We start from the raw sequence: 26,502 nt of genomic DNA on the forward strand, positions 1-26,502 counted from the left end.
AGGATATGAGAAAGATTAAAATATATGGCTTACTGACTTGCGTTTGCCTGATGATGCAATCGTGTCTGTTTAATGAAGATGATATCTTTGATGAATCTTCTGCACAACGGGCTATAGCCTCCGTCAACGAATGTCAGGAGATTTTAAAGGGCGCAGCCAATGGGTGGTTACTCGAGTATTATACAGGAGAAGACGGAGAATATGGTGGCTTCAATGTTTTGGCACGATTTGATGGCAATAATGTAATTATGGCTGCAGATTTCGCTACAGATAATTACGAAATTGGAGAAGAATCTACTTCCTTGTATAAAGTTGAATCATACCAGGGAACAGAATTAAGTTTTGATTCATACAATGAATTAATTCACGAATTCTGTGAACCGAGTGGTTATAATTCACCAGGATATGCCGGAGATTATGAGTTCGTCTTCAGAAGCGTTTCAAAAGAAAAGATCGTACTGACTGGGAAAAAACATGGAGTAACGTTGATCATGACACCTCTGCCTGCTGAAACAAATTGGCAAGAGAAACTGACCAATATTGCCAATGTCGTTTCACAGGCTTCATATGTAACCTATAAGTTAATTGTGAATGGTCAGGAAATAACTAAAATGGGACAGGAAGAGCATGCCTTCTCAGTTACCAAAGTAGACGAAACCGGTGAAACAACCGTAAGTCTATATCCGTTCATATATACAGAGGAAGGCATTAAAATGTATGAACCATTAGTAGTTAATGGAGTAGAAATAAACAACTTCAAATGGGATAATGAAAACCTTACATATATTTGTACAGATACAGGTGTAGATGCAAAAATAGAATTCTATTGTCCGGAAGGATATCTCAACTATTTAGGCAACTATATACTACAATTAGCAAATGGGCAACGTATACAACTTGAGCTCAAACAAAAAATGATAGGAAAATCATTTGCAATGAATTTTGCTTTGAGTGGTACTCCTATTGAATTTGTCTATAACTATAATATGACAACAGACTGTATTGATGTACCTTCTCAGACAGTTGGCGTATATCAAGGTTACAACGTATTATTATATCCAGGAATTCCCGGAGGCAATTTCTATGCAGATGACTCAGCTGTATTCCAAGGACGTATTGCAAATACAGATCCGCTTACAATTAAGTTCACTTATGTAAACAATCCTATTTGCACCCTTATGTTGCTGGTATATCAAAAAACAGACGGTTGGTATGGATTCTCTACAATGTTCCAAGATGTAACATTGATAAAAGTTGATTAATTAACAAACAGCATATTATGAAGAAAATAACAAGCATATTTGCATTATTATTATGCGTATTCGTCTTCTCATGTAGTAACGACGACGATAAAGAAACATCTTCTTTGCAGATTGTTAGCTCAAATGTCACATTTGAATCTGCTGGAGGAACCGGTACAATAAAAGTTAACGCAATAAGTGAAATTACTGCTACCTCCAATAAAGATTGGTGTACCGTAAGCGTGAATGGAGATATTATAAATGTTTCTGTCATTGAAAATAATGATATGTCCGGACGTACGGCAGCTGTAACCATAACAGATGGTGAAGCATCCACTTTGGTTCCTGTTTCACAGGGTGGCTGTGTTATTCTGTATAATAAATCAGAATTGGGGCATGCTTTTACTTATGCAGGTGGTTCTGCTACAGTATCTTTCTCAACCACAGCATCTTATTCAATAGAAGTACCCGCCGAAGCCCAAAGTTGGTTATCATACACACTTGACGAAGAAAACAGAACTATAACATTTAATGTTGCTGCGAGTGCTGATAAAACCCCACGAGGAGCGGCAGTTAAAGTTACCGCAGGTAAAAAAACGATTTACTATCATCTTGGAGAGTATGAATTGAAAGACATCGCAGGCAAATGGAGAGTATCCTTTGTTGATGGAGATGATAGTACTCTAGCTGGAGAAATAGAAGTAGTTCAGGATGAAGAGGAACCTACCATCTTCTACTTGTCAGGTATTTCCAATTTCTTTGACCTACCGTTAATCTATAATGGAGAGGCCTTACTCACAATGGGAGGTCTTAATTTAGGAACATATGCTGGGAGATATAACATCTATACAGTAACATTGTCTGAAGGTGGATATGTCAGTTGGGATATGTCAACGCAATATGTTGCTTATCCGTCATCCATCAATGGCAAATTTGCCTTGGTATTTGGTGATAATGGCTCCTGGGATGGAGACGTAGTCAATGGCATTGCCTACTGGGCATTCTCCGGTGCTGCGGGAACAGGAAGTGCAGGATGGTTGGAGAAATTCAACGCTCTTACACTAAGCAAATAAGACGGCAAGCGTGCTTAGCTAAGTCTGTCTCTCTAACATGTATAAGATTTAGCTTTACATTAATTATTCATATAAAGGGTGTTCAACATTGGACACCCTTTACATTATCCTTTTCCATATAAAAAGCAATACAAAAGATGATGTTATTATTAAATTAATTCGTATCTTTCGGACACACAAAAAAGTTAAACCAACAATCACACATATGAAAATGATTCTTTTCCGACTAATATGTTTAAAGACATGCCTACTATTAATCCCTGTACTTTACGCACAAAACAACTATCGTCCGGGATTTATCATCACTGTTCAGAAAGACACAATATATGGAGAAATCGACTACCGTACAGATAAGATGAATGCTAAACGCTGCGTCTTTCAATCACAAGGTAATGATATCGAACCAGTAACCTATCATCCTTTCGAAATCTTGGGATACCGTTTTACAGACGACGGTAAATACTATGTCTCCAAGAACATAGAATTGAAATACGGTGTCTCTACCCCCGTCTTTCTCGAATATTTGCTACAAGGAATGAAAAGCTTGTACTACTATGAGACAGAAGATAACATACCAATCTATTTTGTTGAAGATAATAATACCCTTGTAAAAATAGATGCGCCCAAACTGTCCAAGCAGGCTACCAATATACAGTTTAAAGGCCAGACTGACCGATATATTCCCCTTCTTCATTACGCATTCAAAGACTGCCCAAGCCTGGCTCCCCAAATAGACCGGGCTCGTTTCAGCCGAAAGGAGATGATAAAAATCACAAAAGAATATCATTATGCAATGTGTACCAGTAATGAAGATTGCATTGAATTTGAAGCAAAAGAAGATAAACGTTCAATACAGTTAGATATAACTCCTTATGTAGGAGTTATTCAATATAATGTACCATCGGGTAGTCCGATCGGGCTCTATAGCTCACCCGAACTATCTTACCTGGCAGGAGTCACTTTAGCTATCAGCAATAGACGGTGGATGAGTTCGCTCAGTGGTTGTTTTGATGTGTCTTTTTCCCGCATAACATCCTCTGCAAGATCATTGAATAATGAAAATTCATCCACTATATTTAAACATAGCGGAACAATGTTTTCGGGTAAGTTAGGAATACGCTATACCTATCCGAAAGGAATGGCGCGACCATTTGTTGAGCTTGGAGCAGACTTCAGTGGAATGATCAATGCCAAGATAAAGATAAATGATAAGAGCGAGAGATGGCTGGATGGTGTCTACCCTGGCTATTACGCCAATGCGGGAGTAAACTTCAAACTTTCGCGGAAAAACAAACAAATGATATGCATACGCGCTCAATTCAAAGGCTTAAGAGACATGATGGAAAAATCAGCCCTCGTTAATGGATGGTCAGGAGTGATAGGATATACATTTTAAGTACTGCATTATTCGTTTATATAGTACTCACACTAGGAAATCTCTTATAAAACCGTTTTTCTTGTTATACCCATATTCTACCCGACAATAAAACTCCCCTTATTTCAGCCTTTCGAATGAAATAAGGAGAGCCTTATATAACTGGGTTATCAGCTATTAATACTTGACTTCTCAGGTATTAATAACTGACGCGACAAGTATTAATACCTGAGAAGTCAGATATTAAGACCTGTCGTGACATATTAGAATGCTTGTACCAGAGTTTATTAACTACCGTCTTAGTAAGTCACCGTCAACGGTGTACGCACCTTCTGCGCATACTCAGCCATATACGCATTCCACGCATCAACCGTCTTGATAGCAGCCTTATCCCAGGCAGAACCCCAGTAATAAGTATATTCCGAGCCCGGTTCATACTCGCTGATTGCCAATACATGACCGTCAGCTCCACCGCGCAGCTCCTTCTTCTCCTTTTCCGGGAAAAGAACGGTCTTTGCCTCTTTTACCAGTGAAGGAAATGCAGCGCCGATAAATATCTTACCGTTACCGCCGCTTCTGTCGGTTGTAGGGTCTACATAGGTGATATAGCCGTTTGCAGCGTCTGCTGTAACCACACCGTCCGGTTCACGAAGAACGATTCCGGTAGTCACAGGCATCGCTTCTTTCAGGTTAGTATACGAAACAACGGTTTTGTTGAGATACGAACCGGCATCCAATGTGATGACACGCGTCTCCACCACGTTAGAATCGCCACGGACAGTCAACGGGTTAAATTCCAGCTTCACTGTGAAACGCAGCGGGCCATTATCAAGGATTTCCTGTGTCCGATAGCAATAAGGATAGATAATCGTATCACCCGCCATCAGAGCGGCTGTACCGCAGCCCAGCGTAGGACCTACGGCATAACAATCCATTCCGTAGCCGTGGTCAATGTGATAAGAGATGGCATTTTGCAGTTCGGCAGCCGCTTTAGGGTCTGTCTTTTTCAGTTCGGCAATTCTGGCACGCTTTTCCTTATCCAGTTCTTCAGCGTAAAGACTTTCAAGAATCGGTTCCGTAGTGTTATACTTCGTAAAGAGGTCGTAGCCGAAACCACGTTCACCACGCTTCTGCAAGGCAGGGCCATAGGCACGGTATCCGCCCAGGTCATTCTCCCATGCCACGTCGTCCAGACGTTCGGGATAATAGCGGCCGCAGGCAATTACATTATACGGGTCGGGAGTACCGGATTGGATAGTATAAGTGGCTGTGCCATTTGCTTTCACCGTAGCCGGGAAAACCACTTTCTCGTCATACGTCACTTGATAAGGTACTTGCTGGCCATCTTCACCAAGCACTACGATCTGAGCCGTATCAGCCAGCTGCAGCTTGGCTGTAACGTCACTCATCGGAACTTCAACCATTTCACCTGTGCGCTCCAACGCCAGAGGATTGGTCACTGTAACCGTCATTGACTGCTTGCTGTCAGCACAAGAGGCAAAACCCATCAGGGCAATAGCAGCCAAAATAAATATCTTCTTCATATTATACACAACAAATAAGGGGATAGAATCAGGTAAAAAAACGAAAGGGGATAAATGTAAACCGTAAACTATTCAACAGAAAAACGATAAGGTGACAGGCGGTAAAGAATCTCCTTACCACCCTATCACCTTATAATAATCTCTTGTTATCGTTATTTCGGCTGTTTTCCGATATAAGCCAGGATACCACCGTCTACGTAAAGAACATGACCGTTTACAGCGTTAGAAGCCTCAGAAGCCAGGAATACGGCAGGACCTGTCAGTTCTTCCGGATCCAACCAACGGCCGGCAGGAGTCTTGGCGCAGATGAATGAATCGAACGGGTGACGGCTTCCGTCTGCTTGTTTCTCACGAAGAGGAGCAGTTTGCGGAGTAGCGATATAACCCGGGCCGATGCCGTTACACTGAATGTTGTATTCACCATATTCAGAGCAGATATTGCGGGTCAGCATCTTCAGACCACCTTTGGCAGCAGCGTAAGCCGATACAGTTTCACGACCCAGCTCAGACATCATAGAGCAGATGTTGATGATTTTACCGGCACGCTTCTTCATCATGGCAGGCAACACAGCCTTAGAAACGATGAACGGAGCGTTCAAGTCGATATCAATCACACGACGGAAGTCAGCAGCTTCCATTTCGTGCATAGGAACACGGCGGATAATACCGGCGTTATTAACAAGGATATCAATCGTACCTACTTCTTTCTCGATAGTAGCAACCATTGCCTGAACAGCCGGTTCGTCTGTTACGTCGCATACATAACCGTGAGCTTTAATTCCCTTTTCAGCATAGGCAGCCATGCCTTTGTCTACCAACTCCTGGTTGATGTCGTTAAAACATACAGTAGCGCCTTGTTCTGCGTAAGCAGAAGCAATTGCAAAACCGATACCGTAAGAAGCACCTGTAACGAGAGCTACTTTACCTTTCAAAGAAAAATTCAAATACTGATTCATAATTTTTTGTTATTAAATGATGAAAACTATTGTAGTTGTTTATTTTAAATCTGTAATTAATGAGAAGTCCTGATCGCCATAATCGAGGTTTTCACCGCCCATACCCCAGATAAAGGTATAGTTGTGGGTAGCCGCAGCCGAGTGGATCGACCATTCGGGAGACAGAACAGCCTGATCGCCCTTCATCCATACGTGACGAGTTTCGTCCACCTCACCCATAAAGTGGCAGATAGCGTGCTCTTCGGGGATTTCGAAGTAGAAGTAAGCTTCCATACGACGGCTGTGCACGTGGGCAGGCATCGTGTTCCATACGCTTCCCGGAGCAAGTTCCGTCATACCCATCTGCAGCTGACAGGTAGGCAATACCTGATTGACCAGCATCTTATTGATGTTACGGTGGTTGGAACCTTCCAACGAGCCCATTTCAGCCACTACGGCATCCGCTTTCGTCACTTTACGGTCGGGATAGTTGCGGTGTGCGGTCAGTGAGTTGAAATAGAATTTGGCAGGATTGGAAGCGTCTTTGCTTTCGAACGTCACCACACGGTCGCCCGAACCAAGGTAGAGGGCTTCTTTATAGTCAAGTTCGAAAACCGCATCTCCGGCCTTCACTACTCCCGGTCCGCCTACATTGTAAATACCCATTTCACGACGGGTCAGGAAGAACGGAGCCTTCAGCGGGTCGATCGCTTCGAGTGTCAGCACCTCTCCTACCGGAAGCGCGCCGCCTACAACCATACGGTCGTACATGGAGTACACCATATTCACTTCGTTGGAAACAAATATTTTTTCGATTAAGAAATCGCGACGGATTCTTGCAGTATCATAACTTTTTGCATCCTCGGGATGCGCAGCATAGCGAATTTCATAGTTCGTTTTCATACCTTATTTATTTATAGTTATTGAATAAGCTCTCTTTCTCAAATGCACATCGTTTACGTACACGATGCAAAAATAGTAAAAGAAAACGGGTTAACCTTGCAATTTTGTTCCAATTATCCACCAAAAATGTCCAGAATTGATGCAATGTACATCTTTTTAACGAACTATAATACGTTTTGAAGGAGTTTGACGACTATTTTCAATGATACAAAACGATATAAAAAAAGGAAGCTCCAATAATCAATGATTATCAGAGCTTCCTTTTGGTTGTCCTACCAAGATTCGAACTTAGACAAACAGAACCAAAAACTGTTGTGCTACCATTACACCATAGGACAAACATATGCGCTTTCTGTTAAAAAGCGGTGCAAAGATAGAGGTTTGCAAGCAAACCTCCAAATATTTCGATTACTTTTTTACTTTGCCACCTTGCAAATCGCTGAATTTTACTTCGCGATCAGCAGAAAATAGTTCTTTTTACCACGCTGAACAAGCAGATATTTCCCGTCAAGCAGATCGGCAGTCGTAATAACCTGGTCAAAAGCTTCCAGTTTTTCTTTATTCAATGATACGCCACCGCCTTGAACCAACTTACGCATTTCGCCTTTCGAAGCAAATACAGCCGCATTATCGACAAACAGATCAACAGCCTTCACTCCTTCCGCCAAGGCGTCACGAGAGATTTCAAACTGGGGTACGCCTTCGAATACAGCCAGCAACGTATCTTCGTCCAACTTGCGCAACGACTCGGAAGTAGCGTTACCGAACAGGATATTAGACGCATCTACCGCTGCATTGTAATCTTCTTCGGAGTGAACCATGATAGTCACTTCCTTGGCCAGACGTTTCTGCAAAGCACGCAAGTGCGGAGCCTGCTGGTGCTCGGCCACTAATGCTTCGATTTCTTCCTTCTCGATCGAAGTGAAAATCTTGATATAGCGTTCTGCATCAGAGTCGCTTACGTTCAGCCAGAACTGGTAGAACTTATAGGGAGAAGTATAACGAGGGTCCAACCAGATATTTCCAGATTCAGTTTTACCAAACTTACCACCGTCAGCTTTTGTGATCAGCGGGCAAGTCAGCGCGAACACCTCTCCCCCATTGGTACGGCGGATCAGTTCTGCTCCGGTAGTGATATTTCCCCACTGGTCGGAACCGCCCATCTGAAGTTTACATCCTTTAGTTTCATACAGATGAAGGAAATCGTAGCCTTGAAGCAGCTGATAAGTAAATTCGGTGAATGACAGTCCGTCACGTGCTTCTCCGTTGAGGCGACGCTTTACAGAATCCTTTGCCATCATATAGTTTACAGTGATATGCTTACCTACTTCGCGAACAAAGTCAAGGAAAGAAAACTCTTTCATCCAGTCATAATTGTTCACTAATTCAGCACGGTTAGGCACATCCGACTCGAAGTCGAGGAACTTGGCAAGCTGTTTTTTGATACACGCCTGATTGTGACGCAATGTTTCCTCGTTCAGCAGGTTACGTTCTGCCGATTTTCCGGAAGGGTCTCCAATCATACCTGTAGCGCCACCGATGAGTGCCAGCGGCTTATGGCCGCAGCGTTGTAAATGACGAAGGATCATCACTCCACAAAGGTGACCAATGTGTAGCGAATCGGCAGTCGGGTCGATACCCAAATAGGCAGTCACCTGCTCTTTGTTTAACAACTCTTCCGTTCCCGGCATGATGTCCTGCAGCATGCCACGCCATCTCAATTCTTCTACAAAATTCATCGTATTACTCTTTTTATTAGGTTTTTATTGTCTTTCAATTCCATGTGCGACAAAAGTACGACTCTTTCTCGGAAGATACAACTCTTAACGCCTAAAAAAGACTTTTTGAATATTTTCCCGAATCGCCTGCCGCAGCTCTTCCGCATCCGTGCTTCGTGCTTTCGCCACCTGCTTCAGCACTTCTTCAATGTCGACCGGACTGTCATCCGTCTCCAGAAACAGGCGACCGACAGGCACTCCCTTCACCGTTTCCTCCGAATAATGCGCACCGAAAGAAAGATAAATGCCGTTCTTTATCAGTTGCCCTGCCTGCTGCGGTTTCCCGCGAAAGCCGTGCCAAATCCAGGGTTGAGCCGGATTCAGTTTCTTCCTCACCGCCAGCAACTCATCCATCGCCTTCACACAATGAATAATCAGTGGCAACCGATATTTCTCCGACAATTCCACCTGCTTCTCAAACATCCTTACCTGAAGCTCCATCGGAGCAGCTGTCAGTTTATCGAAACCCGCCTCTCCTACCGCCACAAACTGCTCTTTCACAAGCAACTGCTGCAGAAGTTCAAATTGCTCTTCCGCATTGCGTTCCGTCAGTTTCCAGGGATGAATGCCGGCCGAATAGAAATATCCCTCTTTACCTGCCGTCCTGACATCCGAAGCCGACAGGCACAGCGAATCATCCACCGGTAATGGAAAATTGATAATCGCCCTGCCGTGGGAAGCATCCTCCGACTTGTGAGTATGAATATCCAGAATATGACTCGCGTTATTCTCCATATCTCTCGTTCTTTAGGGTAAATCGCTTCTAAGGCACAGGATCATAACCGGAACCACCCCACGGATGACATCTGAGGATGCGCCGGACAGCCAGATAGAGTCCTTTGACGGGACCGTGTTTCTTGATTGCTTCGACCGCATAGGCCGAACAGGTGGGCGTAAACCGACAAGACGGAGGGGTAAGGGGCGAAATACACACCCGATAAAAATAGATAGGAATCAGCAGTAAGAATGAAAACACCTTCCTCACAAGACTTTTCAGGGACATCCAGCAGACGGACACCCGGTGAGCACGGGGTTTCATAAGGATAACTTTTCAGAAATGCGCGAAAGCGCTGTCTTCATTTTCTCTTCCAGTTCGGCAGTGGCTACAAGTTCGTCCGACAGATAGATAAAAGCGATTGCCAGACGCTGCCCCTTGTTTTGCAGACCGTCCAGCAGTGGCTGTTTGTTCTTCCGGTAGACTTCGCGTATCTGCCGCTTCACCCGATTGCGCTTTACAGCACGTTTGAAACGCCGCTTCGATACGCTGATAAGTATCGTTGCCGGCACTTCACCTTGTTCTATGGGCATATATACAACGCGTATCGGAAAGATGGAAAACGACTTGGAATGGCCGCCTTCAAACATCTTTCCGATCAATATTTTACTATTCAGCCTTTCGGCTTTACGCAAAGTATATACGCTCACGCTGTTTATTTATTGTTTTCCTTGATGAACATATCAAGCGCAGCCGTCATTGACGGAGCCTGCACAGTCGGTGCTTCAAGGTCCAGACGGAGTCCGGCGTCGCGTACAGCTTGCGCGGTAGTCGACCCGAAGGTACCGATTCTGATCTCTTTCTGGTCAAAGTCCGGGAAGTTCTTCTTCAAAGAAGTCACTCCGGCAGGGCTGAAGAACACGAGCATGTCATAATCAAATTCCTCATCCGATGTAAAGTCATTGCTCACTGTGCGATACATTACAGCTTCTGTATGCTGTATGTTATTCTTGTCGAGCAGGTTTTTCACATCATCATTGTGCACGTCCGACATAGGGACGAGATATTTCTCCGTTTTATGCTTTACGATAGATGGCACCAAATCTTCAATCTTTCCGGTAGCACCGAAGAAGATTTTACGTTTGCGATATTGCACATACTTCTGAATGTACAATGCAACCGCTTCTGTGACACAGAAATACTTCATTGTTTCCGGAATAGTCACACGCAGCTCCGTACACAGATTAAAGAAGTGATCGATTGCGTGGCGTGAAGTGAATATAACGGCAGTGTGATCAAGAATTGAAACCTTCTGTTGCCGGAATTCTTTCGCCGAAAGACTCTCGACCTTTATAAACGGCCGGAAATCTATTTTTACGCCATATTTCTCTGCTATGTCGTAATAGGGAGATTTCTCTGACGCAGGCTTAGGCTGCGAAACTAGTACTTTTTTAATTTTCAACGTCCTAAATTTTTATTAGCAATACATTGTTTACCTGGATCATTCCCTGATAGAGTAGCAGACAGGGTATGATTTCAAGAGCGCAAAAGTACAAAATTAATAGGAAAGCCGCACTTAATTGATGAAAAAAAAGCTTTACCCACTTATAAAACATCAATATTTTAGTAAAAATTAGAATAATTAGTCCGATTATCACTAAATTGGTCAGATTCAGATCGAAATAAACAAGGAATAGAACAAAAGGAAAAAGGGCGAATCCGACGTAATATATGAGCGTAGAATAAGATTCCAGCCATATATTTGTCTTGTTTTTGTCAAAAAACACCCATCCGAGGAACATATAAAGTAACCATTTCAGTAAAAAATAGGCAAGACAGAAGCCGACATAAATCCCCAATAGCAGGAGAGGGGAGACCTTGGTCATCAGCATCGGACATGTATCATGAAAATAATTGAAGAACACGATACCTGTCAATACACAGGTCTGCACTACCAGTACGAGGAGATAGCGCACATCGGCTGCCGTAGAACTATCAAAAATGCTTGTCCGCTCGCGATGCAGTACAAAGTCTTTCACCTGTTGGGTGAGAAACTTCTTTCCACGAGCCAGAGCGATGGAGGAAAGAAAGAAGCAGGCAAGCAATGTCAAGGCAATCACATCATCCGTACGGGGAGAGTAGGAGATAGGGATTCCCTCGAATCCGGAGTTCAGTATATCGGCTATCATATGGCTGCAAATTTACGGATAGAAGCGTCCCATACGGGAGTTGTCTGAAGTAACTCCACCGCTTCTTCCGGTGTTTGTGCCACTTTCCATATATCACCGTGTTGCTGGCGCATGAAGTTTTCCTCTATGGCCCGTTCGAGCATTTGGAGTAGCGGATCAAAAAAGCCGTTTATATTCAAGATGATAATCGGATTCAGATACAGTCCGAGCTGTTTCCATGTGATGATTTCAAGCAATTCTTCCAAAGTGCCGCATCCGCCCGGCAAGGCAATGATGCCGTCGCTCAGATTCGCCATCTTCTGCTTGCGTTCGTGCATGGAAGTGACTTCGATCAATTCCGTCAACCCAGTGTGATGCCAGTTCTGTTCGACCATGAAGTGGGGGATAACACCTGTCACTTCACCGCCATTCTTCAGAACTGCGTCGGCTACGGAGCGCATCAGTCCGATGCTTCCGGCACCGTTTATCAGACGGATATGTTGTTTGGCAAGCAGGCTGCCGAGTTTTTCGGCTGCTTCAAAATATACGGGGGCTATCTTAGTGCTGGATGCGCTGTATACGCATACGGAATGTATCTGATTCATTGTCTTTTGCAAGTTTACTGGATGAATGGGTACAAAAGTACAAAGAAATCATATACATATCAAAATGAATGTGCAATTTATGTCAAAGTGAAGATAGAAGAATAAACACGAAGGCAAGACTGCATATTCTATTTCTATAAATAGCACAGTCAAGCCTATATTCTCCTACTTCAACACTCATTATTTAAATATTGGCATAAAAACAGAAAATTGAATATTTCGTGAAGTTACTTTTCCAACACCACTAGTATTCATCAGATTGCAAGTACCTTGTTTATAAGATAGTTGTAGTTCAAGCCATTTCAGCGTATAACTAACTCTTGCCACAATAGGTATATCGATCGCATTTTTTTTGCTATTATAAGTAGATGCACCCAATCGATTTACATACCAAGCCACATCTGCTCCGACTCCAAGTCTAAAATTAGAAAAACATTCATAACTGAACACAGTCCCTATTGATAGATATTTTCCGTTTACACTATACTTAGGACTATCCGAATTGAAGGCTTGATAATCAGTCCCCTGCGAGCCAAAAAGAGCAATGCCATCCATTGCAAATTTACGATTACCCCAATACTGCCGATAAGCATATCCAATATGATAATGAAGTTTATATCCCTCAAAATTACTGGAAACCACACTCACTTTTTCATGCAATGTTCCTAAAGAGCCTCCTAAAACAGGACCATGTTCCTGTGCAGATAATGATGCTGTAATAAATAGCAAAGCTATAAATATTAAATTAGTAATTGTTTTCATTAGAAGTTCAGTTTTTATTATTTAATATACAAATGATGAGGACAAAAGAGTTTATGGTTGTTGCTACTTTCGTCCTCATTTACACTTTTATAATCTCACAGTGGCAAATCCTCTTTGGTCATACGGCACACCCCGAGACCAGATTTCTATTGTACCCGTACACTCTTGTGCTAACTTACGTCCAAAAACTTTGGTTACATTTCCACCCATTTCTTTGGTATCAATAGCAAAAGGAATACCATCTTTATTTACATACACTGGACCATACCCCAGTAATTCTCCTTGAGCAAACTCAAAACCACGAAGGTTTACTTTAGCATGGTATGTCGTAGAGTAACGGCTCCATCCAAAGACTCCTTTCTTTTGCGAAGTAAAATTAGCATGTATTATTCCTGATGAAACAGATAAATATAATCCTACTTTTCTATCTTTTTGACGACTATATGCTTCGTTTATAGAACTTAAATCTGAAACAGACGAACGAGTAGAAACCGTAAATTGTTGTTGACGCTCTTTAAAGTCAGTATATACCTTATCCACAACCAAAGAATCGCCAATCATAAATTCACCTTTCATATTAACAAAGTATTCATTGGCTACATAAACAAGCCTTGAATAAGGTGACAGATCAGTAGCATCGATAGTATTAAACATAAATACATCACCATATTTATGTTTATATTTCTCATATAGAACATCAAACTCCGCTTTATCAGCAGCTTGATTACAGATTTTATCCAACTCACCATCCGCTTCTTGCATCAGAATCATCTGAGACTTAAAAGATAATGAATTAAGAAAACTAACTTGTTCTGAAGTAGACATTGCACTCACTTTCAAAAGAGCATTCTCGTACGATTCCACATCTTTAAATTTAATCATAGTACCGTCGTTTATTACTTCTATTTCAGAATTAGCATTCGTCGGTTTAACCATATTCACTTCCTATTCATCATTGGTACAAGAAATAAATGCACCTAAACATACTGTTAGTGTCAGTGTTGAAAATAGTTTTTTCATTGTTTTTTCTTTTTTAGTTAATATCAATTCGTAGTTGCAACTATCTTTATGCTATTTTTTATGACTCAATTATTTAATGGCTTTTTCTATCCTTCAATAATCCTGTACTCAAAATACCCTTACCAAAACTTTGACCAGATTATCTGCTACAAAAGTAGAGATAATGGAGGTATCGACCTAGATATTCAATTCAGTAATAATTCAGAAATAAAAAATGCCATTTGATCTAAAAACTGAATTATTTCTGAACTCATCCATACTAAACAATCAGACAATTAGCCTTTAATTTGCAAAAAAAATAAACGAACGATCATGATGAAAAAACTACTATTTATTGCAATTATTGCAGTATTAGGATGCACAGCACTCCAAGCTAAAAATCGCATCAGAATAAAAAGAGAGTCTTGGGAAGTAAAAGCAAGTACTAGAGTGCCAATATCTACCCCCCTTAATCTTTACTACGAAGGGAGTACACTCTTTATTCATGCTAATATAGATTTAGAAAACATTATAATTGAAGTAAAGGATTCCTTCAACAAAACTATCTACCTAGACCTTACAAGTATTCAAGCTAACAATGAACATGTATTTACTCTGGAAAATATATCTTCCGGAGAATATATTATCGAAATAAAATCCGGCGAAAACTATATTATCGGTTGTTTTATATTATAAGTCTTGATATATGTGTATATTTGCGCAAATAAAATCGCAATGATACATACATTCAAATGAAACAAAGACGAAAATTTATACTATTCTATTTAAGCATTATATGCCTATTCTCATGCACTGCCCCATACCCCAACACAATACTGCGGGTGGAAAATATTATTAAAGAATATCCAGATAGTGCATTAACCATTTTAGACTCTCTGAGTGAGAGTATCACAAAGGAATCACAATCAGCAAAAATGTACTATTACCTGCTGTTAACAGAGGCACGTGACAGATGTTACGTGCCTCATACGTCTGATTCTCTAATGTTATCCGTCACTGATTATTATGAAAGAGAGAATGATAAGGACAAACTGATAAAATCCTATTATTACACAGGCAGAGTATACCTTGATCTTCATGAAGGTCCTACAGCACTTTCTTATTTCCACAAAGCTTTTGATATCTCTACAGATAGCAAGAACTACGCTTTATTGGGGCGAATATACAGCCAAATGGGAACTCTATTTGCCTATGAAGGTCTCACAGAGGAAGTACTACAAGCTTATCGAAACGCTTATCACTACTTACAACTAGGCAAAGACAGTCTTACTAGCGCTTATGCACTACGAGATTTAGGAAGAGCATTCAATTTACTTGAGATAACAGACAGCACAATCTATTATTATAACAAAGCATACCAATTAGCTAATAGCAATGGAGACATACAAAGGGAAGTAAATATTCTCGAAGAATTGGCAGGCATCTATATTCAAATGGGAAAATATGACGAAGCATTGAAAACGCTACAAGAAACAAATAGTAAATGGCAAGATGAGAAAGATATAAATTATGATGTTTGGGGAAATTTCTATGTAAGTATAGGACAAAAAGATTCAGCAGCCTATTACTTCAAGAAAAATATAGGACATAATAATGTATATTCAGACATAGGAGCCTATCGGAATTTATATGAAATAGAAAAAGAACGTGGCAACTATGAAGAAGGATTAGCATATCTGGAGAAATATACAGAATGTTCTGATAGCATTTACGACATATCCAACACAGAATCTTTGCGAAAAATAAAGGCTTTGTATGATTACCAACATATTGAGAAAGAAAAAGAATATTTGCGCAAGAAAAATGCAGAACAACGAGCATGGATCATCTTTATTGTTATTGCCATCGTTTTAGGAGTTATCATCCTTATTCGATATAATAGAAACAGGAAAGCTATGATTCGGGAACAAGAGAAAAAACTTCATGAGATTAACGAACAACAATATCGGAAAAGCCAACTATATATAGAAGAAAACAAGAAAAAAATTGAAGAATTAAAAGAAAAGGTAAAATCGTTCGAACAGGAAAACAATGATTTACAACAAAAACTTTTACTTGCAAAAAAGGAAAAGCTAGAACAAACCAATCAAGCTATCGAAACATCACAAAGAGAACAAGCATTACTTGAGGAAGCGCTTAGAAGGTCTGATATTTATGCTTATTGTTATCGTGCGATAGAAGATTCCTCGATCAGACTCACCGAAACAGAATGGAAAGAACTAGAAAATATCATTAATGATACATATGACAATTTCACCAACAAGTTATTCATACTGCATCCCTCTATTACCAAGATGGAACTACGTATTTGTTTACTGTTAAAAATTAAAATTCCAGTTTCTACAATTTCACAATTGGTATGTCGTACACAAAGCGCTGTATCTATGAGCAGAAAACAGCTTTATAAGAAGATATTCAATAAAGAAGGGACACCCGCAAACCTAGATGACTTCATTGTCTCTTTTTAAAAAGATGAACTAAATCTCTGATATTCCACACAAAGAAGAAATACCCGCATTCAGAATCTTCAGTTTCACCCGCAAACGCCCTGTCGGAAGGGGATAGCGGCTGAAGGCACAGTTTTACAACTCCATTCTTGAAGCTTTATGAAGGGAGTAAGGTGCTTCAGTCCTTTCAGTCCCCAAAAACAATTTCGAACTTGATACCGTTCAAGATATCAGATGGTACCTCTCAGTGTGTCAGAAAGTACCATTCCGCAGGTCAGCCAGTACCATTCCGCAAGTCAGCCAGCACCATTCAAGGAGTTGGAAATCTCCCCATATTTTATTCATTCCTACACAGGCTTTCCGCTAATTACTATCCGAGTCACTGTGTATAATGAATAAACTCTGCCAACAGTTGAAATAGAACCTGCATTTACCTCAAACAGAGCCTGTATCCAAGGCAAACAGACCCTCTGTTTGATCAGAACACACTCTTCGCTTGATTGATCTGAAATAAGCCGGCAGCTCGCCAACTTTCACCTCGGAGGCGAACAGACTTTAGCTCGGCGATGAATGAAGTTCAGCTCAGGGCTTACAAAATTTAGCCCGTATGTCAGGGCTGAAAGAACTGAAACCACCTGCCCCCTTTCAAAGTATGTCAGAGACGGGGTTGTAAAGCAGTGTTTTCAGCCGCTATCCCCTTCTGACAGGGAGCTTGCGGACGAAACTGAAAAAGCTGAATGCAGATTACAGGATAATAATAGCATAGAGTAAAAGTCATACATCTTTCATTCAATTGTTGTACATCTCCGCCCCAAACGTTATACATCATCAACCTAACTGTAGTACTGAAACCCAGTAACTGAAGTACTTCTCACAACCAAGTCATGTACTATATACCACAACCCATACTTTGTGTCAGAAATCAAATATAGTCATCTGCTGTTTACAAGTTTGTCAACCGCAACAAATATAACGATTTTATTAATCATAACTTATAAACAGTTCAAATTCAACCTATTTATAAGTCGTAACTTATAGCATCACCCCGAATAACAAAAGCCGCAACTCATCTCTCCCGTATAAGAAGAGATGAAATTGCGGCTCACTATGGACTAAATAGCCGTAAAGCTATAAGCTGATTTCAAATAATATTACAGACCAAAAGCTGCCTTGATCTTATCCACGTAGTCCAGTTTCTCCCATGTAAAGAGTTCTACTTCTACGGTCTTGTTGCCCTCATAGCGGGAGAAGAACGTTTTCGATACCACTTGCGGCTCACGTCCCATGTGACCATAAGCGGCAGTTTCCTGATAGATCGGGTTGCGAAGTTTCAGACGCTCTTCGATAGCTTTCGGACGAAGGTCGAACAACTGGTCAATCACACGGGCAATCTCGCCGTCGGTCATATTCACGTGGCTACGTCCGTAAGTGTCCACGAAGATGTTGATCGGGCGTGCTACACCGATAGCATAGCTCACCTGTACAAGCATTTCGTCGGCAACACCTGCCGCAACCATATTCTTGGCAATGTGACGGGCAGCATAAGCAGCGCTACGGTCTACCTTGCTGGGGTCTTTTCCGGAGAAAGCACCACCACCGTGGGCGCCTTTACCACCGTAAGTATCCACAATAATCTTGCGGCCTGTCAGACCGGTATCTCCGTGAGGGCCACCGATCACGAACTTTCCGGTCGGATTGACGTGATAGACGATCTGATCATTGAACAATGCCAGTACTTTATCATGATGGATAGAAGCAATGACACGGGGCATCAGGATTTCGATAACGTCACGACGGATGATAGACAGCATTTCTTCGTCAGCTTTGAGCTGTGCTTCGGCAGAGTCATCAGCCGGCTGAATAAAGTCATCGTGTTGCGTAGAAACAACAATAGTATCAATACGGACAGGAGTTCCGTTGTCGTCATATTCAATCGTCACCTGGCTCTTGGCGTCCGGACGGAGGTAGGTCATCACCTTTTCTTCGCGGCGGATATCAGCCAGCACCTGCAGAATGCGGTGTGCCAGATCAAGCGAAAGCGGCATATAGTTTTCTGTCTCGTTCGTTGCATAGCCGAACATCATGCCCTGATCGCCCGCACCCTGTTCCATCGGGTCCTGACGCTCTACGCCACGGTTGATGTCGGGACTTTGCTCATGAATGGCAGAAAGCACACCGCAAGAGTTACTTTCGAACATGTACTCTCCTTTAGTGTAACCGATTTTCTTAATCACTTCACGTGCGATGAGCTGGAGGTCAACGTACGCTTTAGTTTTCACTTCACCCGCTAATACTACCTGTCCGGTAGTTACTAGTGTTTCGCAAGCTACTTTAGAACTGGGGTCGTAAGCCAACAGTTTGTCAAGCACGGCGTCCGATATTTGATCGGCTACCTTGTCGGGGTGTCCTTCCGACACCGATTCGGATGTAAATAAGTATCCCATCTTTTTAAATTAAAGATTATAAATTGAAAATTAAAATTGGGAAAATAAAGAGGGGAGGAAGAGAGCTGCGGAAGCATTGCCGAAAAGGCGTCAACAAGACGTGTTTTAGCATTTTTTTCCGTGGTTGCAAGCTGCTCAAATCTGTCCACACTTTCATTTCGGGGACAAAGATAGGTATTATTCGGAGATTATATTTATCTTTGGGCAATGTTTAACACATATATACAGGAAATTGGTATGAGAACAATTACATTAATGCAATATGTATTTTCCATTATCCTTCTGGTCATCATCTTCCTCGTCATGGATTATTTCTGGAAAGGAGACGAATTTTCATGGATGTATGAGTTTGCAAAAGGAGGAATCGGCGGAACTATCATCTGCCTTCTGAACCGTCATTTATTCCTCCGCCATCCTAATCCTAAACAGAAAAAAATATGATTATCAACAATAAATTAAGAACTCTTTTTGTACTGGCGCTTTATATAGGATTCACCATTGCCATTTACGCCATTGTATGCCACTTCCTAAAGATTGAGTTTCAGGATCTTCACTTGTTATATGCAGTATTGGTGGGCTGTGTGGCTTATCTGCCGAGGTTTATCGCCGAAAAGAAAAGTAAAAAGTAAAAGGATAAGCAAGGGGAAGAGAATGCTGTATTATTTTTCTATCTGCGCCAGCAGCACCTTCATTGCCTTTCCCAATACCGGATGCACCAGTTCGGGGGCAATCTCCGTTAAGGGGCGCATCACGAAGTCACGTTCCGCCATCAAAGGGTGGGGGAGGTTGAGTGCTGCTCCGGAAGGAGAAGTAACCGAAAGTATCAGATCATCATAAAGCAGCAGGTCTATATCAATCAGCCGGTCGCTATATACGCCGCCGACAGACTTATGCGTACGTCCCAGTTCCCGTTCGATCTCCTGCGTCTTCTGCAGTACTTCCAGAGGCGACAGTTCCGTTTCTACACACGCCGCCGCATTCAAGAAACTATGCTCCGAATCGAATCCCCAAGGGGCAGTGATGTAAAAAGCAGACAGGGAAATGACTTTCCCTACCTGCTCCTCTATCTTTTGCACGGCAGTCCGGAGATTCTGTTCTTTATCTCCCAGATTAGTGCCGAGACTTATATACACTTTCGCCATTACCGGTCTATTCTACCTTAAACTCCCGCTCCCTGTCCAAAGGAACAAAGAACTCTACTTTGCCACATTTCGGGCAGACGTATAAGTCGAATGCTTCGCGATTCTGGAATAACTCAAACAAGTTTCCAAAAATGCCCGTGTTCATTCCTTCATGAAACTCATATTTTCCGGAATAAACCATCCTGACCTGACAACGCAGACAGTCGATAGACCGCCCGCTGTCATCACTCTCTTCCGCCGGAGTCATATCCAATATCTTATCGTCCGGAAAGCTGTAATTACAGTTCCAGCAGATTTCAAAGCTATCTTCTACTTCTTCGTGGCATTTGGGACAGATTTTCATAGCGGTATCTTTTCGTTTATTTATCCAGAATCAGCATCGCATCACCGTATGTACCGAAGCGATAACCTTCCTTCAACGCTACATGATAAGCATCCATCACCTGTTCGTAACCACCGAAAGCGGCCACAATCATCAGCAGTGTAGACAACGGCATATGGAAGTTGGAAATCATCGAATTGGCCACAGTAAACTCATACGGAGGGAAGATAAACTTGTTGGTCCAGCCTTCAAATTCTTTCAAATGTCCGTCGGTGCTCACCGCACTTTCGATAGCACGCATCACAGTTGTACCTACCGCACACACGTTTTTACCCTTATCCTTGGCACGGTTGACCGTATTGACAGCTTCCGCGTTTACAATCATCTGCTCGGAGTCCATCTTATGCTTCGTCAAGTCTTCTACGTCGATATCACGGAAGTTGCCCAGACCGGCATGCAAGGTGATATAAGCGAAATCAATACCTTTGATTTCCAGACGCTTCATCAGCTCACGGCTAAAGTGCAGGCTGGCTGTCGGAGCAGTTACCGCACCTTCGTTCTTGGCGAAGATGGACTGGAAACGTTCCGAATCTTCCGGCTCTACAGGACGGTTGATGATGGAATGGGGCAGGGGAGTCTCACCCAGAGCATAGAGGGCTTTCTTGAACTCATCGTGCGGTCCGTCATAAAGGAAACGGAGCGTACGGCCGCGGGAAGTGGTGTTGTCTATTACTTCCGCTACCATCGAGTCGTCGGCACCGAAATACAACTTGTTGCCGATACGGATTTTACGGGCAGGATCTACCAGCACATCCCACAGACGGAGTTCTTCGTTCAGCTCACGCAACAGGAATACTTCGATACGAGCTCCCGTCTTCTCCTTATTACCATACAGACGTGCCGGGAATACCTTCGTATCGTTGAATATAAATACGTCTTTATCATCAAAGTAGTTCAAAACATCCTTGAACATCTTGTGTTCAATCTCTCCAGTACGACGGTGCAACACCATCAAGCGCGACTCATCTCTATACTTCGTAGGATGCAAAGCGATTTTATCCTCGGGTAACTTAAATTTGAATTGTGATAGCTTCATATCTATTCCTTATTACGTTAATTATTATCTTCGTCGTTTTCTATTTCCTGCCGGTCGATCCACTCTTTAAAGTGTTCGGGGTCCAGGCAATCTTCCAGACGGACATCCCCCACACGTGTGCGGATCAGTTCCGTCAGATGGGCTCCGCTCTGAAGCACTTCGCCGATGTCACGGGCCAGGGCACGGATATACGTCCCTTTGCTGCACACCACGCGGATTCGGATCGTCGGTTCCGGATCGTCCAGACGGCATTCAAGCAACTCTATCTCATCAATAACAAGTTGCTTCGCCTTTAGTTCCACCTCTTCACCTTTACGTGCCAGCTCATAAGCGCGCTTGCCGTCCACCATGCAGGCGGAAAAGGCAGGGGGCACCTGCTCGATGGCACCAAGGAAGTGCGTCAGTGTTTCTTCCACCAGCTCCCGGGTGATATGTCCGGTAGGGTAGGTGGCATCTATTTCATGTTCCAGGTCGTACGAGGGAGTGGTAGCGCCCAGCCGGAGCGTGGCTACATATTCCTTGGTATGATACTGAAATTCTTCTATTCGTTTCGTAGCCTTGCCGGTGCAGAGGATCATCACTCCCGTGGCGAGAGGATCGAGCGTTCCGGCATGACCTACTTTCAGTTTTTTCACTCCTATCCGGCGGCAGATATGATAGCGGACGTGTCCTACTACCTTAAATGATGTCCAGCCGAGAGGTTTATTGAAAAACAGTACTTCTCCTTTTTTAAAATTCACGTTATAGAGTTATAAATAACGAGTTGTGAGTGGGAGTAAAATGACCCACGACTTACAACTGCGTAATAATTACCGCCAATCCCGCTATTGCACAATAGATGGCAAAGTAGATCAGCTTTCCTTTCTTCACAATATTAATCATCCACTTGCAGGCAAGGCAACCGGCTACAAAAGCCGCCAGAAAGCCAACAATCAATGATAACGCAGGGATATCCCCTACTACATCTTCACCTTTCATCATCTTTACACTATCAAGCAACGCTTCCCCGAGAATGGGAGGGATCACCATCAGAAAAGAGAACTGCGCCAGTTTTGCCTTGTTATCTCCCAACAGAAGTCCCGTAGCAATAGTAGATCCCGAACGGGACAGCCCCGGCAACACCGCACAAGCCTGTGCCAGACCAATGATAAAGGCATCTTTCATCGAAATCTTATCCTTTTGGCGTGGCTTATAATAGTACGAGAATGACAGCAGGGCAGCAGTCAGCAACAGCATACAGCCTACAATCATCAGTCCCGAACCGAAAATAGCTTCTACATAATCTTTAAAGAATACGCCTACAATACCAATCGGTATCATCGAAATCACGATATTGATCACATAACGAGTCTCATCGTTCATCTGAAACTTGAATAATCCTTTGAAAATCCAGTCAATCTCTTTCCACAGAATCACCAGCGTACTACATACGGTAGCTACATGCACGACAATCGTAAATGCCAGATTCTCTTCCCCTTGTATCCCAAACAATGCCGATCCGATGGCCAGATGGCCACTGCTGCTTACAGGCAAATACTCTGTCAATCCCTGAATCAATCCGAGGATCATTGCTTCCAACCAACTCATAATTTCTTTTTATTATTCTTTTGTTTTAGGTTTACGCAACACTGCGTATATCATCGATATAAAGCCAAACAGGCAAACAACAGGTGCTACCTTGATTCTGCGTACACTGAAAATATCCGGTTCGAAAACCGTTTCGGACGACGTAGGTCCCGTCATCAATAGAAATCCGATAATGACAATCGCCATCCCTATCGCGAGCAAGATAAAGTTCACTTTATCGAAGGCAAATTTCTGTTTGTCAGACATAAGCTTATTTTGTTACAAGTTACTAAATTTCCAACTATATGTTATTCTCCTAAATATAATATAAGGTATTGGCTTTCATCCTCAGATATTTATTCATCGAGATGTAAGCACACAACCACGTTATCACTATTCCGAATACCAGCACGCTGCCGCAGACAATGAGCATCACTTCGGGTGTGATGACCTGAATCAGCTCCTGCTCGTACGTCACCGCCCAGTAGGCAGTTCCCATCAGAATGGCATCGGCAAGCATACCTGCCAATACGCCGCTCCACACGTTTTTCCGCAGGAAAGGTCCGCGGATAAAACTCCAGCTGGCACCCACCAGCTTCATGGTATGAATGAGGAACCGCTTGGAGTAGATGGCAAGCCGTATCGTATTGTTAATCAGTGCAAAGGATATGAAGGTGAGCACCACCGCCAGCGCCAGCAGCACAAGGCTGATGTTCCGTATATTCTCATTGACGGCATCGATCAGCTCTTTCCGATAGAGCACATCCTGTATGTTAGAGTTCTTCTTGATCATTTTCTCTATCTTCGCGATACTGTCGGAATTGGCATAATCGGAGTGAAGTTTGATTTCAAGGGAGGCCGTGAAAGGGTTATAGCCAAGAAACTCTTCGGGATCGGTGCCCATCGCCTCCGTCTGCTCTTTCAGAGCCTGTTTTTTGGAGATGTACTCGGACTGCTTCACAAAAGGTTCCTGATTCAGTTTCTTCTGGAGTTTCAGAATATCCGCCTCCTTCATGTCATCACTGATAAGAACGGAGAAACTGATATTTTCGCGGACGTATACAGACATATTGTGCGCTGTGAGCACAAAGAACACAACCAGCCCCAACAGCAGCAACACCAATGTCGTACTGATACTGGACGTTATGAATTGCATATCGAACAGTGACTTCGACTTATATCTGTTTTTATTTCCCATGCGCTATCTTTTTTTCCGGAATACGTAAATCATCGAACTGCTCCGTTCTTTCCGCCCCAACGTGCTGAACCACGCAAGCGTCCCCACATACATCCCTTTGAGGAAACTGCACGAACTGCCGCGATGTTTCTCACTCAACATCGATACATAGAACGCATCAAACGGCATCGGATGACGAGCCGCCATAATGAATCCATGACGGGAAGCCAGCTGCTGAATAGTGACGGGAGTGAAATGCCAGAGATGGCGGGGGACATCGTATGCCGCCCAATATTCACCATAACGTCCTGCATCATAGGAAGAACAGTTGGGCACTGCCACAATGAGCATCCCTTTCTCTGTCAGCAGTTCACGAAGCATTTCCCATGTTTCATTGAGGTGTTCCAGATGCTCCATCACGTGCCAAAGGGTGATCACATCAAAACTGCCGGGAGCAAACTCCTGCAAAGCGGATTCGGGTTTTACGTCCAAATCGAAATGCTCCTTTGCAAAAGCACGTGCCTGCGGACTTTTCTCCACTGCTTCCACCTTCCATCCACGGCGTGCCATGGTGTCGGCAAAGTATCCGGTTCCCGTCCCGATATCGAGCAAACGCCCTCTTTTACGGTGTGCTTCTCTTGCTACCAGACGCGCTTTGCGACCCAGCATATAGGAACGTACATAATGGTAGATGGTATTCATCGCGCCCTTGCGCGTATCAGTGTGGGAAATGTAATCGGGAGTCTCGTAATACTTGCCTATCTCTGCTTCTACCGGCACACCTTGCGTGAACGTAAATCCGCAGTCTTCACACGAACACAGTTCAAACTGTTCGCCCGAAGCATAAAAATCCGTACAAGTCATGACGCGTTTCAAGTGCGTACTGCCACACACCGGACAAGCATTTATAATGAGTTTCTCCATTAATTTCTAAGCAAAATTAAGTGCTGCCTCGATTCACAAGACAACACTATTCCCGAATTTGGTGCAAAGAAACAAATAAAAAGTGATGGATTGGGCTTTCGTTAAGTACTTTTAATAATATAACGTTACTCTGACACTTATTTCAAAGTGTATCTCAAAACAGAGAATGAAATTAAATGTGAATCAACTTCCCTCAATCAGAACAGCCATTTCTCAGTACATGAAGAATGGATAGGAATCATCTCGTAGAATCAGAAATATACAACACAAGTACGGACTGAACAGGAAAAACGGAAGGATTCGCGATTGGCATATTTCCGAATCACACAGATTTTACTTTATAGCGATCAATAAAACACAGATAAGATCAAAAACATAAATTCCGAATATGTATTTCATCATTTAACTTTCAATCTAACATTTTCAAACTCTTCTGTAACTGACGACATCCGGAGCAAAACAAGCACTCAAAGTACCTTTTTACCCGTTCCTTTAAATGAAGCGAAGTGCTTCTCACCGACCAACGAGTCGTTCCTTTAAAACCAACGAAGCTTTTCTTTAAATGAAACGTCTCCTAACATTGGTAGTTATCATGCATATTTCACCTATTTATATCCAAAAGCAAGATCATTCCTGCATATTCTTGCAGCTTTTTATGCAGTATTTCTTCTATCAGGATAAGTCTGAACATCCCCTTTTTAAAAGTAATCTTCAAAATAGAACATATAATTTGTGAGGGTATTCATGCGGGAACGTATCTTCTAATTTAATAGGCTACCACAAGCTATGATATCAATTACAGCGGATTTTTTCTCCACCATTAAAATATCTCAAATGAAAATTCTAGTTAATTTCAGTGTCATAACCTATTTGTGTAAAAGCTGATTTATCTAATTACTTATCTTTGATGTATACCCATATTCGTGGATCTTGTCCATGATAGCCATCAGGCATATCATCTGGATATGAAATACCTAATATTCTACTAACTCTCTTTTCACTCAGCGCTTTTTTCCCTTCCAAATAAAAAAGAATATATTTATCTTTGTAATTCATAGCATTGGTAGGTAAAATTTACCCCCTGACAGGCAACTGCCAGGGGAATAGTCAATACTATTGATACGTATATCAAAGAAATAATCACTTTTCTCATAATCACCAAAATGAAAAATTTACTTTATTTCAACCCATCCTCTACTTCAATGAATAAATTAAGTGATTCATCTATTTCAAGATCCACAACCTTTTGACTCTCGAAAAGTCAA

29 protein-coding genes and 1 tRNA gene are annotated in these 26,502 nt (G+C 42.4%); 7 read left to right on the forward strand and 23 right to left on the reverse strand.

The features are described 5' to 3' along the window. Window positions 1-5 precede the first annotated feature (5 nt). The 3 genes from DW640_RS05090 to DW640_RS05100 all read left to right on the forward strand — a co-directional run bounded on the left by DW640_RS05090 (window position 6) and on the right by DW640_RS05100 (window position 3,710). Window positions 6-1,262 carry a DUF4302 domain-containing protein gene (locus DW640_RS05090; RefSeq protein ID WP_008762844.1) on the forward strand — a complete coding sequence of 419 codons (1,257 nt, stop codon included), beginning with the start codon at window positions 6-8 and terminating at the stop codon, window positions 1,260-1,262. A gap of 17 nt (window positions 1,263-1,279) precedes the next feature. Further along, window positions 1,280-2,314 carry a BACON domain-containing protein gene (locus DW640_RS05095; RefSeq protein ID WP_008762843.1) on the forward strand — a complete coding sequence of 345 codons (1,035 nt, stop codon included), beginning with the start codon at window positions 1,280-1,282 and terminating at the stop codon, window positions 2,312-2,314. A 205-nt stretch (window positions 2,315-2,519) separates the two neighbouring features. Continuing rightward, on the forward strand, window positions 2,520-3,710 hold the full coding sequence (locus DW640_RS05100) for a hypothetical protein (RefSeq protein WP_117577497.1): 1,191 nt from the start codon (window positions 2,520-2,522) through the stop codon (window positions 3,708-3,710). Window positions 3,711-3,988: 278 nt separating this feature from the next. On the opposite strand, the gene DW640_RS05105 is transcribed toward DW640_RS05100, so the two are convergent. The 13 genes from DW640_RS05105 to DW640_RS05165 all read right to left on the reverse strand — a co-directional run bounded on the left by DW640_RS05105 (window position 3,989) and on the right by DW640_RS05165 (window position 14,035). After that, entirely contained in the window at window positions 3,989-5,233 is a 1,245-nt protein-coding gene (locus tag DW640_RS05105; RefSeq protein ID WP_008762841.1) for a DUF4861 domain-containing protein, read from the reverse strand. Window positions 5,234-5,385: 152 nt separating this feature from the next. Then, a complete protein-coding gene (locus DW640_RS05110) occupies window positions 5,386-6,189 on the reverse strand; it encodes a gluconate 5-dehydrogenase (protein ID WP_008762840.1) in 804 nt (267 codons plus the stop codon). Window positions 6,190-6,228: 39 nt separating this feature from the next. Further along, window positions 6,229-7,071: a 5-dehydro-4-deoxy-D-glucuronate isomerase gene (gene kduI / locus DW640_RS05115; RefSeq protein ID WP_061473786.1), complete on the reverse strand. Its 843-nt coding sequence runs from the start codon at window positions 7,069-7,071 to the stop codon at window positions 6,229-6,231. Between the two features lie 264 nt (window positions 7,072-7,335). Next, window positions 7,336-7,409: transfer RNA gene (locus DW640_RS05120), tRNA-Gln, on the reverse strand. A gap of 108 nt (window positions 7,410-7,517) precedes the next feature. Beyond that, window positions 7,518-8,810: a tyrosine--tRNA ligase gene (gene tyrS / locus DW640_RS05125; protein WP_008762838.1), complete on the reverse strand. Its 1,293-nt coding sequence runs from the start codon at window positions 8,808-8,810 to the stop codon at window positions 7,518-7,520. Window positions 8,811-8,894: 84 nt separating this feature from the next. After that, entirely contained in the window at window positions 8,895-9,584 is a 690-nt protein-coding gene (locus tag DW640_RS05130) for a TatD family hydrolase (RefSeq protein ID WP_008767460.1), read from the reverse strand. Between the two features lie 28 nt (window positions 9,585-9,612). After that, window positions 9,613-9,852, reverse strand: coding sequence for a membrane protein insertion efficiency factor YidD (gene yidD / locus DW640_RS05135; RefSeq protein WP_370448174.1), 240 nt, complete (start codon window positions 9,850-9,852; stop codon window positions 9,613-9,615). Between the two features lie 32 nt (window positions 9,853-9,884). Continuing rightward, complete coding sequence (gene rnpA, locus DW640_RS05140; protein ID WP_008762835.1) at window positions 9,885-10,274, reverse strand: ribonuclease P protein component; 390 nt, start codon at window positions 10,272-10,274, stop codon at window positions 9,885-9,887. 5 nt (window positions 10,275-10,279) lie between these two features. Beyond that, complete coding sequence (locus tag DW640_RS05145; RefSeq protein WP_008762834.1) at window positions 10,280-11,026, reverse strand: uroporphyrinogen-III synthase; 747 nt, start codon at window positions 11,024-11,026, stop codon at window positions 10,280-10,282. A gap of 4 nt (window positions 11,027-11,030) precedes the next feature. Continuing rightward, window positions 11,031-11,753, reverse strand: coding sequence for a DUF4271 domain-containing protein (locus DW640_RS05150; protein WP_008767457.1), 723 nt, complete (start codon window positions 11,751-11,753; stop codon window positions 11,031-11,033). Then, window positions 11,750-12,337, reverse strand: a complete 588-nt coding sequence (locus DW640_RS05155; RefSeq protein WP_055219156.1) for a TIGR00730 family Rossman fold protein — start codon at window positions 12,335-12,337, stop codon at window positions 11,750-11,752. Before DW640_RS05155 ends, DW640_RS05150 begins: the two co-directional genes overlap by 4 nt. A 180-nt stretch (window positions 12,338-12,517) precedes the next feature. Beyond that, a complete protein-coding gene (locus DW640_RS05160; RefSeq protein ID WP_074859802.1) occupies window positions 12,518-13,099 on the reverse strand; it encodes a hypothetical protein in 582 nt (193 codons plus the stop codon). A gap of 87 nt (window positions 13,100-13,186) precedes the next feature. After that, a complete protein-coding gene (locus DW640_RS05165; protein ID WP_225664797.1) occupies window positions 13,187-14,035 on the reverse strand; it encodes a DUF4848 domain-containing protein in 849 nt (282 codons plus the stop codon). 396 nt (window positions 14,036-14,431) lie between these two features. Between DW640_RS05165 and DW640_RS05170 the strand changes: the two genes are divergently transcribed. Together DW640_RS05170 and DW640_RS05175 are read left to right on the forward strand one after the other, a co-directional pair. Then, window positions 14,432-14,794 (forward strand): DUF3244 domain-containing protein, encoded by a 363-nt coding sequence (locus DW640_RS05170; RefSeq protein WP_011108706.1) that lies wholly within the window; start codon window positions 14,432-14,434, stop codon window positions 14,792-14,794. 146 nt (window positions 14,795-14,940) lie between these two features. Next, entirely contained in the window at window positions 14,941-16,587 is a 1,647-nt protein-coding gene (locus DW640_RS05175; protein ID WP_225664795.1) for a lipopolysaccharide assembly protein LapB, read from the forward strand. Between the two features lie 1,130 nt (window positions 16,588-17,717). On the opposite strand, the gene metK is transcribed toward DW640_RS05175, so the two are convergent. After that, window positions 17,718-19,010, reverse strand: coding sequence for a methionine adenosyltransferase (metK, locus tag DW640_RS05180; RefSeq protein WP_008762826.1), 1,293 nt, complete (start codon window positions 19,008-19,010; stop codon window positions 17,718-17,720). 237 nt (window positions 19,011-19,247) lie between these two features. Here metK and DW640_RS05190 point away from each other — a divergent pair, with 237 nt between their 5' ends. Further along, window positions 19,248-19,451: a hypothetical protein gene (locus DW640_RS05190; protein WP_225700516.1), complete on the forward strand. Its 204-nt coding sequence runs from the start codon at window positions 19,248-19,250 to the stop codon at window positions 19,449-19,451. Further along, window positions 19,448-19,639, forward strand: a complete 192-nt coding sequence (locus tag DW640_RS05195; RefSeq protein WP_117577499.1) for a hypothetical protein — start codon at window positions 19,448-19,450, stop codon at window positions 19,637-19,639. Before DW640_RS05190 ends, DW640_RS05195 begins: the two co-directional genes overlap by 4 nt. A gap of 30 nt (window positions 19,640-19,669) precedes the next feature. Here the strand turns inward: DW640_RS05195 and folK are convergent, their stop codons facing one another. The 9 genes from folK to DW640_RS23925 form a co-directional block, all read right to left on the reverse strand. Further along, entirely contained in the window at window positions 19,670-20,152 is a 483-nt protein-coding gene (gene folK / locus DW640_RS05200) for a 2-amino-4-hydroxy-6-hydroxymethyldihydropteridine diphosphokinase (RefSeq protein WP_008762823.1), read from the reverse strand. Between the two features lie 7 nt (window positions 20,153-20,159). Continuing rightward, entirely contained in the window at window positions 20,160-20,495 is a 336-nt protein-coding gene (locus DW640_RS05205) for a hypothetical protein (protein WP_008767450.1), read from the reverse strand. A 16-nt stretch (window positions 20,496-20,511) separates the two neighbouring features. Further along, complete coding sequence (gene queA / locus DW640_RS05210) at window positions 20,512-21,570, reverse strand: tRNA preQ1(34) S-adenosylmethionine ribosyltransferase-isomerase QueA (protein ID WP_008762821.1); 1,059 nt, start codon at window positions 21,568-21,570, stop codon at window positions 20,512-20,514. Window positions 21,571-21,587: 17 nt separating this feature from the next. Further along, a complete protein-coding gene (truB, locus tag DW640_RS05215) occupies window positions 21,588-22,310 on the reverse strand; it encodes a tRNA pseudouridine(55) synthase TruB (protein WP_048697329.1) in 723 nt (240 codons plus the stop codon). A 52-nt stretch (window positions 22,311-22,362) separates the two neighbouring features. Beyond that, window positions 22,363-23,157, reverse strand: coding sequence for an undecaprenyl-diphosphate phosphatase (locus DW640_RS05220; RefSeq protein ID WP_008767449.1), 795 nt, complete (start codon window positions 23,155-23,157; stop codon window positions 22,363-22,365). A gap of 12 nt (window positions 23,158-23,169) precedes the next feature. Further along, complete coding sequence (locus DW640_RS05225; RefSeq protein WP_008762818.1) at window positions 23,170-23,403, reverse strand: DUF3098 domain-containing protein; 234 nt, start codon at window positions 23,401-23,403, stop codon at window positions 23,170-23,172. A 49-nt stretch (window positions 23,404-23,452) separates the two neighbouring features. Further along, complete coding sequence (locus DW640_RS05230) at window positions 23,453-24,334, reverse strand: ABC transporter permease (protein ID WP_008762817.1); 882 nt, start codon at window positions 24,332-24,334, stop codon at window positions 23,453-23,455. Window positions 24,335-24,337: 3 nt separating this feature from the next. Next, the gene (locus DW640_RS05235; RefSeq protein ID WP_022471749.1) at window positions 24,338-25,237 is read right to left on the reverse strand and encodes a methyltransferase domain-containing protein; all 900 of its coding nucleotides are present in this window, start codon (window positions 25,235-25,237) and stop codon (window positions 24,338-24,340) included. Between the two features lie 894 nt (window positions 25,238-26,131). Beyond that, a complete protein-coding gene (locus DW640_RS23925) occupies window positions 26,132-26,293 on the reverse strand; it encodes a hypothetical protein (protein ID WP_206665472.1) in 162 nt (53 codons plus the stop codon). Window positions 26,294-26,502 lie beyond the last annotated feature (209 nt).

Source organism: Bacteroides sp. AM23-12 (genome assembly GCF_003434395.1).
Taxonomy (GTDB): domain Bacteria; phylum Bacteroidota; class Bacteroidia; order Bacteroidales; family Bacteroidaceae; genus Bacteroides; species Bacteroides thetaiotaomicron.